Source organism: Clostridium sp. CTA-19 (genome assembly GCF_054767855.1).
The window spans coordinates 1-15,999 of record NZ_BAAABH010000015.1 but is presented as its reverse complement, the minus strand read 5'-3'; the positions used below and the strand labels follow the sequence as shown (position 1 = coordinate 15,999).

Below are 15,999 nucleotides of genomic sequence, written 5' to 3'. Positions count from 1 at the left end.
TTCACCTACTCATTAAATTCATGTTTTTTACAAGTTATAGCATTTAAAGTTTTAAATGACCAATTCTCTTTTTCTAATCCAGTACATAAACCTATTCCCTTTTTATCTTCATTTTTAAAATTTATGCAGTTACCACACTTAGGTGTCAACTCAAATTTATTACAACCTTTCTCATCTATAGATACAAATTTTTTACTTATTCTACAAATACCTTTAGATGCATCTACATTACAAAAATTCTTACACTCTCCATGATATAACATATTATTCCACTCCCTTGTACTCTGTTCTTGCTATTACTTCATCTTGTATAGGTTTTCCAAGTTCGCACCAATATTGAGTAAAACCAGCTACTCTAACCATTAAATCTCTATATTCATTAGGCTTCTTTTGTGCATTTCTTAGCATATAAGAATCTATTATATTATATTGAATATGAAATCCTCCTTTTCTTAAATAGGACCTTGTTAAATCTAATAGTTTTCTACTACCTTCTGTTCCTCTTAAAACCGTTGGATGAAGTTTTAAATTCAATTGTGAATTTTGAGATGTTGTATGATCCCAAACTGTTGCTGACTCAAATAATGCATATACACCATTTTTATCTGTGCCAGGATAAGCTGATACCGACCCATCTGAGTATGTGGTTCCACTTAACCTTCCATCAGCACTTGCAAACGTTGCTGCCCCTTGTGGCCCATGAGTAGACACAGATATTTGACAGGGATACATTTTCTTTCCATATAGTGACTCTGCTTTTTCGCAGGCTTTTTTAAACCATATCTCATATTCCGCTAATATATTATCTACATACGAATTGTTATTTCCATACTTAGGTGCTTTTAAACACTCCCCATATATATTGTCATATTTACCACTACTATCAAATTTAACTTGATCTTTCATTGAATAGCTACCAACTTCTGATGCATTTTTAAAACCAAAATTATTTAACATAGCATCTTTTAATTCTTCCATGCTATATTTATTTTCATAAACAACTTTTTTAATTGCAGCTAAAGTATTTACCATAGTAATTGTTCCACAACTTTCAACATTAAATGTTCCATTATATCTATATCCCATATTTCCTATATGTTGCCCTTTTTCCAAACAATCAGGCTTTAGAAACGAATTTATAACAGACATGTTTTGCTTTCTCCATACATCATGTTGAATATTATTTGTTTTAGCTAAAACATTTATTGTTTCTTCATAATATTGTTTAAACACTTCAAAAAATTCTTCAAAATTCTCAAGTTTTTTATTATGTGGATTATATATTTGTTGTCCCGTTCTATAATCCTTTCCATTTGTTATTACCAACTCTATTATTTTAGGATTTGCTATAAAATGTACTCCAACACTTGTAGGTTGTCCAGCTCCACCAGGTATTTCATAGACTCTATTATTTAAATGTAGTGTTTTAAAACAACAAGGCGAAGTTTCTAAACATCCACCTATAGCAATAGCTCTAGCTTCTTCCAATGTCATTCCTTCATTTCCAAATTGATTAATTAAAAAATCTATAGCATTTCTATTATTAACCCATGCTGGATATCCACATCCTGTTTTATTACTTTCTACTGCTTTTAATAAAAATTCTTCTGGAAGTTTTTCATCATAGAGTATTGTTAGCGTGGGTTGAGGCGTTTTGCACCTTATTCCAGCCTCTAATATTATCATTTCTAATTCATTAGTTGCAGATTTTCCATCCTTAGTTAATCCACCTAAACTTAAATTATTAAATGTATTTCCTGATAGCACCCCTCCATTTACGCCAGCTGATGCAAAACAATCTATACACGTTATCTTAATTCTATAAAGTTCCATAAGTTCCAAAACTTCTTCTTTTGTTATCTCTCCAGTTTTAATGTCATTTTCATACCACGGATATAAAATTTGACCAAGTCTTCCTATAGACATTCCAGAAATAGCATCTTCATTAATTGAAGCTATATGAATAGTATACGAAAGTTGAAGTGCATCTCTAAAGTTTCTTGGTTTATTGTAAGCTATCCATTCTAATGTTTCCTTTATTTTTTTATATTCTTTTTTATCTTCTAAGTTTTTCTCTAGTTCTTCTAAACACTTTGCATGCTCGGCATAATTTAAAATCCAAATTTGTATTCCTTCAATAACATTTATTACTGCATCATAAAAATACAATCTATCCATGCCTATTATTCCATCACCAGATGCATTTCCTGCAACTTCATTAATAGATTCTTTCGCTATATCTTTAATTTTTTCAAAGCCATATTCTAAAGGATAATAATAGTTTATAACCTCTCTTCCTTGTGGAATTGTATATCCTGAATCAAACATACATATTAAACTATTCATTATTTTTTCTTTAGTTTCATACTGTGGAACTAATTTTTCGTATCTATGTCCTACATCTTCAACAGATTTGTTAACCCAACTTTTAGCGATCTTTAAAAGCGCTGTAGCTTCACTTTTTTCCATTCCAAATTTTCCTGCTATAGAAATTACATTCCCAAAACTTTTTGTTACATTTCCTCCACCTTGCCCAAATTGGCTTAATTCATCTCCACTATTCGTACTTGTAATTTCTTTGCTAATGCTATCTTCCTGTGATATGAAAAAATTTTCACTAAGCCATGGCATGGGAAAAGAACCTCTATAATTTTTAGTCTTTTGCATTACTAATTTTTCACCTGGTATAATGTTAGGTGTTAAATGTGAAAATGCATTTTTTAATGCTTTTGCTCTTCTTACTATTGTAACCTCTCCATTTAATTCTTCCCAACTTCTAGTATACCAATAAGGAAATTCCATATCTGTTGTAGATAATGTATTATAAAATATATCTCGTAGTTTTTTAGACCTATCCATTGGTTCTTTAATAATATCTAAATTACTATCATTAGAATCACTATTTTTTATTCCTTTAGCTTTAAGAATGTTTTTTATTTTTTCTTCTTTTTCTTTCAGCATCCAAATCCCCCCTGTTTTTCAATATATAAGCATCTATACTTTAAAATATACTATCTATATACAATTTTAAGGTAGTGTAATTTACACTACCGACATCTTTTTTCACCTTTCATTTAATCTTTTAACCTTAACACTATTTTTATTCTTTTATGTTATAATGTATAAATAAGCATTTCGGATATTATAGACTCTAGATTGACTTTTAATTGAATAAATTTCAATATGTATCCATATATAATTTTGTTTAAATTAATGTTTTATAAGTAGGTGACAATATGAATGGCGATAAGTATATAAACTTTTTATACAGTATAGGTGCAAGTAAGCCTAATAACATAAATAAATCCGATATATCTTGCCCTTTTTGTGATAGATCTAAATTAAGTAATATATTAGATGAAGATGAAAATATTATACTTTTAAAGAATAAATATCCTACCCTTGAAAACTCATTACAGCTAGTAATAATTGAAAGTGATAAATGTGATTTAAATATATCTTTTTATTCTAAAGAACATATAAGAAAATTGTTTGATTTTGCGATTAAACACTGGTTTAAATTAAGAGAAAGTAACAAATTTAAATCTGTAATTTTATATAAAAATCACGGACCTTTATCTGGTGGAAGTTTAAAACATCCTCATATGCAAATAATAGGCCTTAATGATATAGACTATGAGGATACTTTAAAAGACATATATTTTCGTGGAAATATAATCCATAAAAATAAACATTGTGAAATTAATTTATCAGATAAGCCATTAACTTGCTTTACTGAATTTAATGTTATTATAAAAGATATTAAAGATATAGATTACCTTGCAGACAACGTGCAGAAAGTTGTTCACTATATTTTAAATAATTATAGGTCTAACTGTGATAGTTTTAATCTCTTCTTTTACTGTTGGCATGAGGAAATAATCTGTAAAATCACACCACGTTTTGTTACATCACCTTTATTACTAGGATACTCATTAAAACAAGTACCAAATAATAATGATGAAACTATTGATTCAATAAAAAAATTATACTTTTAGTATAATTCCCTTATATTTGCAAACACTAGTTATTGAATTTAATTTTAAAGGAGAGCGTTAAAATGACAATGTATAATGGTGTTATTAAATGGTTTGATAATTCAAAGGGATATGGATTTATTTCTGCAAATAATGGAAATGATATATTTGTTCATCATTCACAAGTAAAAGAAAAAGGAAATGATAAAGATTTACATGAAGGAGAACAGGTTGAATTTGATATAACGGAAGGTTCTAAAGGACCTATGGCAATTAATGTTCAAAAACTTTAATTTTATTATTAAAATTTAAAATAAAAGACCAAAATTTCAATTAATTTTGGTCTTTTATAGTTAATAAATTTAATTTATCTCTACAGTATATTTTCCGTTGTCTTTTGAAAAATTATATACATATAAATAGTATTTACCTTTAGTTGCTTTATATGAATTTTTATAAATACTCCCATCTATTTGAGCAAATGAAACATAGTCATTTAAATCTTCTTCCTTATAAAGCAGCCAATTTAAGCCTATATTATTCATGTTATTTAAAACTATATTTATATCTTTATCTTCATCTAATTGAAATTTAAAAATATCTACATTATCATCATCACTTAAATTTCCATTTATAATTTTATTTAATTCAACTATATTAGCTTTTTCAAAATCATTATTAGGTTCACTTTCCATAATTATATTTTTACTAGATTCACTAGATATTTTAAACTCATACTTACCATCTTCATAATCATACTTATAAATATTTATATAATACATTCCTGGCTTAGTTACTTCATATTCTCCATTTAGTTCACTATCCATTGGATAAGCTACAAATTCATTTAGATTTTCTTCATTAAACAATGTCCAATTCATACCTATATTATCCAAATTATTAACTTCAATCTTTAATTTATCTGGATTTTCAACTTTAAAGCAATATACATCAACATTATCATTACCTAATAAGGACCCTTTATAACTCTTATTTAAGTTTGGTACCAAACTTGCTTCTTTAAAATTATTATTAGGTTCTAAATCGATATTGTCCTCTTCATCTATATTTTTCTTCTCAACTTTTATTGTGAAAATTTTTTCTCCTAATGCACCTTTATCATCTTTAACTTTTAAAACTATATTAAATGTCCCATCTTTTTTATATACATGGGTTGGATTTACTTCATTAGATGTATTTCCATCTCCAAAATCCCAAAAGTATTCTACTATTTTTCCATCACTATCTGTAGAATTTTTTGAAGAAAGTGTAATATTCTCTCCCACTTTACAAACTTTAGGCCCCTCTATATTCGCTATTGGTGGATTGTTACTAATATTTTCATCCCCCAATATACCGGTAAATATAACATCATATTCATATTGACCCTGGCTATTAACTCTATGATTTACAAAATAACAATTTATAGTTTTATAACCTGACCACTCTAAACTGCTTAATTTTTTTACAAAATCATTAGATTTTTCATTCATTTTCTTCCAATCTTCAAGTTCACCATAAGATTTTTCCCCTATATAAGTTCCCCTTAAAGTAAAAGTATTGAAAAATTGTCCTTTTTCTTCATTGACTGTAGTATTTTTAATATTAGAGATTTTCTCTATATTAGAGTATATTAATTTTGAATTTATAGCACTATGATTTTTCAGATAATCGTCTGAAACTAAAGGTGTTGTAAGGTTCTCATAATTTTTCACTAGATTCTCCATATGAGACTGATATTGATTATTTATACCATTATCTAAACCTAAAGTTGATATATAATCATCATATCCCTTTACATCATTTGATTTAATAGTTTTTATAAACTTATTAAAAATATCCATTCTATTGTTATACATATAATCTGAAAATGCAAACCCATAATAATAGAATTCCCAAGATCCATATTTAGAATTAAATAGTTTTTCAGCAGTGAATCTGTTTGATGGATTGCTATCTAAACCTGAAACTTGAGATTTTCTAGCAAGTATATTATTTTCTCTAGTTGAACCTGCAAAGAATTCCGCTGTTCCTTCTTCAAACCATGTTAGTCTTGAATCTTTTTCTTTGTAAAAATCTCCTGTACCCCATAATCCAGGAACTAAATATCTACCTTGAAGATAATGTGTATACTCATGACGGAAAAGTTCCTCTAAACTAAATATACTATCATCCACAGTCCTTTCATATGTGAAAAATGTTCCTATTCCTTCTATATAAATTCCACCATTATCAGTACTATATCCATATAAAGATGAATTCATCTTATATTCTTTAGGGCTATTATAAATAACCATAGTTAATATATCATCAGCATTTCCTTGTTCAAGTTCTTTATCATTTCCAACTACTCTATGAAATTGAGATCTAACTTCTTTAGATGCCCAATAAAGCCTTTCCACCTTTTCTTTTGTTACTTTATCTCCTGACTTTATTATCATTTTACCATCTTCAAATGTATAGGTATTAGGAAGATAATATTTTTTTCCATCTTCTTTTATTTTTTCTAAGTCAATCGTTTTACCTGTACTTAAAATTCCATTAAAATCATATTGAATTGATTCTATAGCTTTGAAGTACTGTTCTCCTAAATACGGATAAACCTTTAAAACATTTTCTACTTCCTTTTGTTTTTCTATTGGACTACTATAAAACTTAGCAAATTTTCCTGTTAAATATATTCCACAATTAATTAGCCAACTATTTTCTTCTGTTACATTTTCATCGATTATAAATTTTGATACTTCATCTATGAATTTATCTATTCTATTTTTCCAAGGAGCATTACTTAAGTCCCCATTATTATTATAAACATACGAAGATAGTTCATATTCTACTCCTTTTACCACTTCAAATACTGCATTTGATTTTGAAATATCTTTTATATATAGATTTTTATTTTCATTATATTGCTTAATTATCTTAGTAAAATTATTTACAATTTCTTCATTACAAGTGGTATTTCCTATTAACATTCCAAGTGATTTAATTGTTTCATTTTGACCACTTTCTCCTAGTTTAAAATTGCTGTTTTTTTGGATTTGTAACATTGAAGGAATACATTTTTCTCTATAACTTAATTCATAGAGTTCATTTAAAGGCTTATTATAATAACCTAAATAAAATCCTGATCTTAAAACTTCTACTATTGTAGGTATACCTTTATCATCTGTTGCAGTGTACATCTTTCCTTTTTCACCTAATGCATTTATTAATGCTTCAATACGATTTTTATCTTTATAAAATTCATAGGAATCATCAGTAAATTGAAATAATCCCTCTATTTCATACCAATTACAATTTGATATTGTTTCTACTAGAGTTTTATAGTCTAGAGTATTTAAATATTTCATTGTATAATTGTTATTGGCTTTTAAATTATATTTTTTTGAATTTTCAGTTTCATCATAAGTTGAATCCAATTTTCCTTTTATTTGATCTTTATAATCATTCTCTGCTTCATCTGTATTTTTAAAATGTTCGAATCCATAGCATTCATTACTATCCATGTTTTTTTCTAATACAGCCTCGCTTTGTATCTGTGGTTCTTTGAAGTTTTGTTCATTATTTTCTTTTGCTAAAACTATAAGATTTGAATTTACGGTAATTACCGCTGTAACTACTATAAAACAAATACTTTTTAAATGTTTTCCTTTCATTTAAGCCCCTCCATCTTTATCTAGAGTTTCTTAATATTTATCTATTAAGATGTTTAATTTAAATAAATTATTATGAAACTCATATTAAAATAAAAAAATAAAATTCAACCTCCTATTTTGAAAATTTTGATAATTTTGATTTTACATCATCATTTTAACTATCGATTCCTAATATAAAAATATTAGCTTTAATTTTTTCATTAATTAATAATTGCCCTTTTATATTATGATAAATATTTTTCATTTGTTAAAATAAAAAGCTGTTTTAAAATAAGTTTCAATTCCTATTTTAAAACAGCTATTGTTTACTTTTCTTCTATTAATTCATTCATTTCTACAGCCATAAATCTTAAACTTTCCGCATTTTCTGCAACTTGCTGACTCATTGCTACATTTTCATTAACAGAATGATTTACTGATAAAAATTTATTTATAGTATCTTCTATACATTCATATATATTAGTATTAAATTCAACAACTTCTTCCATTTGTATTAGCAAGTCACTACTTAAGGTTTTTATTTCTTTTATATTTTCACCAGAATCTTTTAATTTTGTCAACATAATTTTTATATTATTTACACCAGAGTTTATTGTTTCATTTCCATAAGATATTTTGTTTATATTTGCAGCCGTAAGCTTTTCTACATCTTTTAACCTTATTTTAAACTCATTGGTAATTAAAGATATGTTTTTTAATGACTCTTCCGTATTTTTTGCAAGTTTTCTAATTGATTCTGCAACAATAATAAAGCCGGCTCCATATTTTCCTGCTCTAGATGCTTCAATTGTAGCATTTAATGCAAGTATATTAGTTTGTTTAGAGATTTTTTCTATAATAGCTACTACTTCATCAATTTCTTCAGATTTTTTTTCTAATATTTTTGTAGCTTCAAAAGTACTTCCTATACTTACTTTTATATCATCTATTATTACTAATGTTTCATTTAATCTTTTCTCATTATCATTAGATAATATAATGAGCTCATTTGATTTACTTTCATTATCCTCAGTTTTATAAGATATAATTTCATTTGTGACTAATAACTTCTCTAATATTTGTTTATTTTCCATAGCTCTTTTTAGCATGTTGTTAGCATCTACTGAAACTATATCTGTAGTATTAGACAATTCTTCTAATGATTGATTTTCTTCTTCAGATATTTCTGTCAAAAGTTCACTCGCTCCTAATAGTGTTTTTGCATAGTCACCAGTTTTAAAAAATATTTCTTTTATTTGACTATTGTTTTCTTTAAGTTTCTCTTCATTTTTATTTACACTGTCTAATAACTTAGATGCAAATAAAGTAAAAATTAATATTCCAAAGGATATTAACCATATAATAACTATTCTTAAAATTAGTTCCCGTGCAAAAAATTCATTTGGAAGAGTAGTTTTATTTATTGAAAAAACCAAAATTTCAGAAACTATACTTAATCCTATAGAAAGTATATTCATTTTATTATCTAAAAATAATGCTCCAATAATTATAAAGTAAAATACAACTACCCAGAATTCTTTTGAATGAATAAAAATTGACATATATATGTAATTCATATAAGAAAATATAAGAATAAGTTTCTTTAAAAATCCAAATTTCCTAATATCAAACACTATAGCATTTAAAGTTATATTATACATAACTTTAAAAGTTACTAATTCTACTAAAATCATTATTGATAATCCTATAAAAAAACTACATTTTAAATCATCAAACAATCCTAAAATTTTCATAGTAAAGAAAGTAACGCCTGCCATTATAGCACTTATAGAATATAAAATAAGAACATACTTCAACGTATTTTTCTGATATCTGATTATTGTACTACTATCATTTTGTATATTATTCATCTTATAATACCCCTTATACACTTACTACCAATTGTATGTTTTTCTACCACTTATACAATAAAGCACATATACTATATCCTGATGCAACAGAACAAAATACAATTAAATCATCTTTATTAAAATGTTCTTCATTTAATTTATCTTCTAAAGCCATAATAGGACTTGTACATCCAGTGTATCCATACCTATTTCCCACAAAAATCGCCTTTCCCATATCTGTACCTAATTTAGTTACTGTTAACTCTATATCTGCTCTTGAAAATTGAGACATAAGATAGTGAGTAACATCTTTTGTTTCATAGTTATAGTCCCTTAATAATTTTGTTATTGTTTCTGTCCATTTTTCAGATAAAAAACTAAAATCAAAAGGTTTCCATACCATTTTCTTATTTTCGTTATCTATATTCATATCTAAAATATTGGACATTCCACACCCTGGCATAGTTATAGACCAATGATATGAATCATCAGTATACATTCTTGAACCTAAGAATCCTTTTTCTTCATTTTCTTCTCTCTTCTCTAAAACTATCGCTGCTGCACCGTCAGCAGAACATCCAAATGCTACAATATCATCTTCTCTAGCAAACTTACTTATTAATAAAGAACCTACTACTAATATTCTTTTATACTTATTATCAGTTTTTAAATATCTACTAGCTACATCTATAGCAGTTAACATTCCTGTACAATTAGAATTCATATCAAATATAGCATTTGCATTTTTAGCATTAAGTTGATTTTTAATTAAAAGTGCACAGCACGGTGATAAATATTCTGGAGTATCAGATACAGATATAATCATATCTATATCTGATACTGAAATTTCAGCGTTATGTAAAGCTTTTCTAGAAGCCTTTAATGCCATGCTAATACCATTTTCTCCTTCTTCAGCAATTGTTCTAGTATCTCTACCTAACTTGTCCATTAAAGCTTCAGCATAATCTTCTAATTTATATTTTTTAAAATGCTCAACAAAATATTGATTTTTCAATTCCTTTTTGGGATGGTATGTACCGACTCCTATAATGTGTACATTTTTATACATAATAATTCCTCCTTGTTGTATTACAACATTAATCTAGTAACCTAACTATCTTGGGATTATTTATCCTTTAGACTTACGGCTTTGCGTCCTTATTTTTCAATAAGTTTGCCTTTTTTAGATTTATACATTACTTTTTATGTATAAACCACATTTTGTATAATAAGACCTCCTTAATACAATTATATTATTTGTATTTTTTTACGTATATACCTTATTATACTTGTTAATACATTATTTTTCTATTTATTGTTTAAAATATTTTAATTTTAAGTAAATAAAAAAACATTTAAGTATCTAAACTTAAATGTTTTTTGCATTTTTAGTCATAATGTTCTATTTTTATTTTAAATTTATTCTTTAAAGCTAATTTTCTACATTTTTCTTTTTTAACTTTAAAGCATTCTCTCCACTTCATCCCTTATATCTCTATTTTCTAACGCATTATCAATTTCTCTTATTAATTGCTCTCTATCTTTTGGTAAATCCCCTCTTAAAAGCAAGTAATTTGATGCATGGTTACATCTAAATACAATTTTTCCTTTTGTGTTTATGTTCTGAAGAATATTCTTGATTTCTTTTAATACCTCTATATCAGATAAAACTAAAAACTTTCCAGAGCTAATATCTTTATATAGTTCTGTATTCTCTTCTATCATAAGACTAAGAACCCCTAAGAAATCAGGACTAATATTACTAATAAGTTTTCCTGTATTTATGCTATGTTCTATTGTTCTATCCTTACCTCCAATTCCTGCAATCACAGTTACAGATAAAAGTATTCCACTTTCTTTTACTTTTAATCCTGCATTTAATAATTCACTAGAAGCAACACCTTTATTTATATAATTAAGTACCAGATTATCGCCACTTTCAATTCCCATATAAATCATTGATAATCCTAATCTCTTTAATTCTTTAAGCTCATCTATAGTTTTATATAATATAGATTTAGGCGATCCATATAATGTAATTCTCTTACATTCTGGAAAAACTTCTTTTATATATTTAAGTATTTCCTTTAAAGTATCTATCGGAATTATTAGTGCGTCTCCATCTGCTAAAAATATTTTTTCAGCCTTTCCATATATACTTCTAAATATATCTATTTCTTTTTTTATTTCCTTCAATGGTTTTATAGTAAATTTTTTAGATTTATACATACTACAAAAATTACACTTATTATGAGAGCAGCCTAAAGTCACCTGAATAATTAAGCTATACGCTTCACTTGGCGGTCTATATAATGGCATATTGTACATCATAAATTATTTCCTCCCTAGCTTTCACATTGTTATAATCTATCCCTGTAATAATACAATATTTCACTCTAAAATTCAAAAGATTTGAAATTTTTTTTATCTTCCATGTTATAATACTTTTAACTGTAAATATTTTAAATGTACTTAGAGGTGATATAATGAAACTTAAAAAAATTTTTATTACTTTTTTCTTTATTTTTTTTATAACATTTCTTTATGGATGTGAAAATAAAAATTTCAACTTTGAAAATGCCTTTGACTTTAAAGGTGATGTAGCTCGTGTAGAAACAAATAAAAAGTTTGGTTACATAAATAAAGAAGGTAACTTTATAATTAATCCAAAATATGAGGATGCTCTTGATTTTTCAAATAAATTTGCTTGGGTTAAAAAAGATAATTTATGGGGATGCATAGACAAAAATAATAATACTATATTAAACTTTGAGTATGAAGATGTAATACCAACCTATGAAGCTACTTCACTTATTGTAAAACAAGATAATAAGTTGGGCTTATTTTATGATGGTGAAATTACAATATTTCCTATGTTTGATGAAATAACTCCTAATATAAATCCAGATGTATTAATTGTTAATGATGGGAATAAATTAGGCTTGTTTACTTATACTGGAGATACCATATTAGATCCAATCTATTCTGACATTTCATTCAAATCTAATTTAGTATGTTTTATGGTTAATAATAAATATGGAATTTTAAATTTAAATACTAAGGAAAAACTAGAATCACTTTCTGACACACCACTAAATTTTATTGATAATATATCTACTTTTTCATCTAATGGTAAATATGGGTATATTAATGTAGATGGCAATGTTTTAATAGAACCTAAATTTGAAAATGCTCTTTATTTTAATTCCTGTAATTTAGCTAGTGTTAAACTCAATAATAAATGGGGGGTTATCAATAAGAGTGGAGATTTTATAGTAGAACCTAAATATGAAGAAATTGTTTATAATGAATCTTCTGATTATTATTTTAAAGATAAATCTGATTCTTCTACATTTCTGATTAAGTTCAATAATAAATGGGGATTACTAGACTCCTATGGAAAAGAACTTTTAGAACCAACTTTTAATTATGCTACTCCGTTAAATAATGAAACTTTTGCTATAAGTGAAAATTCTTCTATGTGGGCATTAGCTGATACTAAAGGAACTATTCTTAGTGATTTTAAATATAATAGTTTACATTCTATATCAGATAAATTTACATGTGCACAAATAAAAGGAAAAAATACAATAGTTAATTTAAATGGTTTAGAAGTGCTAAAACCTGAATATAATAGTGTATATTTTTTTAATAATAATTTTATTATAGAAAAGGATGGTAAGACAGGCTATGTTTCAAATGATGGTAAAGAAATTCTTCCAATCAAATATGATGAATTAAATTCTTCTCCTGAATTTTTATTACCTGAAAATTATAATGTAAGTATAGAAGACTTTTACTCTTCTTATATAGAGCTTTATAATCGACAACTTAATAATTATATATATATTAAACTAGATAATAAATTTGGTGTCTGTAATAAGGATGGAAAAATAATAATAGAGCCTAAATATTCTAGAATTAAATACTTAAACAAAGATTATTTAGCAGTATTAGAGGATAACCTATGGGGCATCCTTGACATAAATGGAAAAGTTATAATTCCTCCTAAATTTAATGACATAGGCAAATTTAATGCAGATTTAATTCCTGTTAAAGTAGAAAACCATTGGAGATACGTGGATTTAAAGGGCAACCTTGTTATATAAATTTAATTCCTTATAAAACAAATAAGGTATTAACTAAACTTTAAATTTAGTTAATACTTTATTTTACTTTATCTGTCTTCAGTTTTAAATTTTTTTAACTTAACATTTAAATTTTCCGTTAGTTTAAATAAATTATTAGCTGAATTGGCTATTTCTTCACTTGAACTGTTAAACTCCTCTGTTGATGCCGATATTTCCTCTGTAGTTGCTGATATCTCTTGTGATATTGAAGTCGAATTTTCTATTTTTATAATTATATCTTCTTTATCCCTTTTTATATTATTAGAATTATTATAAGTATCTTTTATAATAGGATTTATTTCCGCTAAAGATCTAGATATTTCCTCAAAAGAAAAAATTGCCTTCTGAATATCTTGTTTTTGTAATTGAACTTCATTATCTAAAATATTAGTCTCACTTATAATATTTTTACTTTCATCCAAAACACCATCTATAACATTACTTATTTCAACTGCAGAATCTTTGCTTTGCTCTGCAAGTTTTCTTATCTCATCAGCCACTACAGAAAAGCCTCTACCTGCCTCTCCTGCCCTAGCTGCTTCTATAGCTGCATTTAATGCTAATAAGTTAGTCTGTTCAGCTATACTATTTATAACATATGTTATTTTATTTACCGAATCTATTTTACTATTCATACCTTCAATAGTAACTAAAAACTTTTTAAATATGTCATCAAAATCATTTATAGAATTAAATAAATTTTTCATGTCTTTATTACTAATATTAGCTTTATCTACAACTTTTGTAGAAACTGTATTTATATTTTTTATATTTTCAATCATTGTATTTATTTTATCACTAAAATTATTCATTATATTATCTATATAGTTTAACCCTGAGCATTGATTATCATTACCTTTTACTGATTCCTGTATTGCACTAGCTATATTTTCTGAAGATAATACCATCTCCTCTGATACCGCTGATAATTCTTTTGAATGTTCTGTTATTATATTAGAACTGTCTTTTATAGAAGTTAAGATTTCACCTACAGACTCTTTAGTTTTATTTATAGCTTTATATATATCTCCGATCTCATCTCCTTGATTGATATCCTTTTCATCTATAGTTAAGGTAAAGTCTCCTTGTGATAAAAGTGATAATTTATTTTTTGCCTTAACTAATTTTTTAGAAAATTTACTTGAAATTCCCAAACTTAATATTATAGCTAATAATAAGCTTATTAATACACTTATTGCTAGCGCAAGTTTTAATTTATTTAAACTTTTTAAAACTACAGATTCTTCTACTAAAATACCAACTGACCAACCATTTGTATTTTCAATAGGTGCATAAGCTAAATATTTATCAATGCCATATTTATATTTGGATATACCTGTTTCCCCTTTTATCATTTTTTTATGTATCTCCGCTACATTTTTTGAAAGTTCATCTTTCTCTGCATTTTTTATTTCATTATGCTTATTTATTACATCATCAAAATTGGCACTAGCAACTGAATTTCCTTCCTTGTCCAATATAAATGCTGTGCCTTCTCCTTTTAATGTTACCTTTGCAATATTATTTGACATATCCTTGGCATTTACATTAAACAATAAACAGCCAACAATTTTTTCTTTGCATTTGATTGGAACTGAATATATTACCACATATTCATTTATTTCTTTTATAAATCTTGGTTCTACTAAGGTTTCTTCTCCCTTTAATGCATTTTTAAAAAATTCTTCATCACTTATATTAGAATTTTTTTGACCATCTGTTGATTGATAAATACCATTTAAATCTGCAATTCCTATTGTTAATGCTTTTGTTTTTTCTGTAAAATCATTTAAAGTTTCAAGTTTTTTTTCAAAAGGAATATTCATGTCATTGATTAAATTATTATTACTTAATAATTTTGCTGTTTGAAAATTTTCATTAACATCTCTAGAAACAAGTCCAGCATTCTGTATTATTATATTGCTCATATTATCTAAGTCACTTTTTAATATTATTTTATTTGACATATAATTTACCATAAATAAAATAAACATAAGTATTAAAAAGAATGCCATAGATATAACAAATGTCATTTGAAATTTTATGTTTGCATTTTTCAGTTTAATGTTTTTTAATCTCATATTACTTCTCCCCTTTTTTTAATTAAATTCACCATAACATAAAAATATCCCTTTAACCTAAAAACTTAACACTTAAATAAATTGAAAATTCAACTTTATTCTATCATATAATTTACATATATTTAATTATTTATTTAATTTTATGTTTTTTTACATTTATTTTATACTTATACTTGTTTTAATCGAGTAGGAGGAAAATAATTATTTTATTTTCCGTCCTCTCACACCACCGTGCGTACCGTTCGGTACACGGCGGTTCAATAGAATTACCTAAATCTTAAATAACTCTCGGTTAACGTTATAAACCCTTGTTCTTTTAGGTA

The 15,999-nt window shown here is 26.1% G+C and carries 10 protein-coding genes and 1 riboswitch; of the genes, 3 read left to right on the top strand and 7 right to left on the bottom strand.

What is annotated here, in order from left to right; all coding sequences use genetic code 11:
- Window positions 1–5 precede the first annotated feature (5 nt).
- A complete protein-coding gene (gene hpdC / locus ACYUE0_RS09720; protein WP_460270372.1) occupies window positions 6–263 on the bottom strand; it encodes a 4-hydroxyphenylacetate decarboxylase small subunit in 258 nt (85 codons plus the stop codon).
- A gap of 1 nt (window position 264) precedes the next feature.
- Window positions 265–2,961 (bottom strand): 4-hydroxyphenylacetate decarboxylase large subunit, encoded by a 2,697-nt coding sequence (hpdB, locus tag ACYUE0_RS09715; RefSeq protein WP_460270370.1) that lies wholly within the window; start codon window positions 2,959–2,961, stop codon window positions 265–267.
- Between the two features lie 275 nt (window positions 2,962–3,236).
- On the opposite strand from hpdB, the gene ACYUE0_RS09710 reads away from it, so the two are divergent.
- The gene (locus tag ACYUE0_RS09710) at window positions 3,237–3,998 is read left to right on the top strand and encodes a DUF4931 domain-containing protein (protein ID WP_061995239.1); all 762 of its coding nucleotides are present in this window, start codon (window positions 3,237–3,239) and stop codon (window positions 3,996–3,998) included.
- Between the two features lie 62 nt (window positions 3,999–4,060).
- A complete protein-coding gene (locus tag ACYUE0_RS09705) occupies window positions 4,061–4,270 on the top strand; it encodes a cold-shock protein (RefSeq protein ID WP_010299124.1) in 210 nt (69 codons plus the stop codon).
- Window positions 4,271–4,339: 69 nt separating this feature from the next.
- Here ACYUE0_RS09705 and ACYUE0_RS09700 read toward each other — a convergent pair whose 3' ends face one another.
- The 4 genes from ACYUE0_RS09700 to ACYUE0_RS09685 all read right to left on the bottom strand — a co-directional run bounded on the left by ACYUE0_RS09700 (window position 4,340) and on the right by ACYUE0_RS09685 (window position 11,793).
- Window positions 4,340–7,636 carry a collagenase gene (locus ACYUE0_RS09700; protein WP_460270369.1) on the bottom strand — a complete coding sequence of 1,099 codons (3,297 nt, stop codon included), beginning with the start codon at window positions 7,634–7,636 and terminating at the stop codon, window positions 4,340–4,342.
- Between the two features lie 305 nt (window positions 7,637–7,941).
- A complete protein-coding gene (locus ACYUE0_RS09695) occupies window positions 7,942–9,486 on the bottom strand; it encodes a methyl-accepting chemotaxis protein (protein ID WP_460270368.1) in 1,545 nt (514 codons plus the stop codon).
- 43 nt (window positions 9,487–9,529) lie between these two features.
- The gene (locus ACYUE0_RS09690) at window positions 9,530–10,534 is read right to left on the bottom strand and encodes a ketoacyl-ACP synthase III (protein ID WP_061995236.1); all 1,005 of its coding nucleotides are present in this window, start codon (window positions 10,532–10,534) and stop codon (window positions 9,530–9,532) included.
- Window positions 10,535–10,566: 32 nt separating this feature from the next.
- Window positions 10,567–10,654, bottom strand: a riboswitch (cyclic di-GMP riboswitch).
- Between the two features lie 272 nt (window positions 10,655–10,926).
- Window positions 10,927–11,793 (bottom strand): radical SAM protein, encoded by an 867-nt coding sequence (locus ACYUE0_RS09685; RefSeq protein WP_061995286.1) that lies wholly within the window; start codon window positions 11,791–11,793, stop codon window positions 10,927–10,929.
- A gap of 158 nt (window positions 11,794–11,951) precedes the next feature.
- Between ACYUE0_RS09685 and ACYUE0_RS09680 the strand changes: the two genes are divergently transcribed.
- Window positions 11,952–13,574: a WG repeat-containing protein gene (locus tag ACYUE0_RS09680; RefSeq protein WP_460270367.1), complete on the top strand. Its 1,623-nt coding sequence runs from the start codon at window positions 11,952–11,954 to the stop codon at window positions 13,572–13,574.
- Between the two features lie 68 nt (window positions 13,575–13,642).
- Here ACYUE0_RS09680 and ACYUE0_RS09675 read toward each other — a convergent pair whose 3' ends face one another.
- Window positions 13,643–15,676 carry a methyl-accepting chemotaxis protein gene (locus ACYUE0_RS09675; protein WP_460270366.1) on the bottom strand — a complete coding sequence of 678 codons (2,034 nt, stop codon included), beginning with the start codon at window positions 15,674–15,676 and terminating at the stop codon, window positions 13,643–13,645.
- Between the last annotated feature and the right edge of the window lie 323 nt (window positions 15,677–15,999).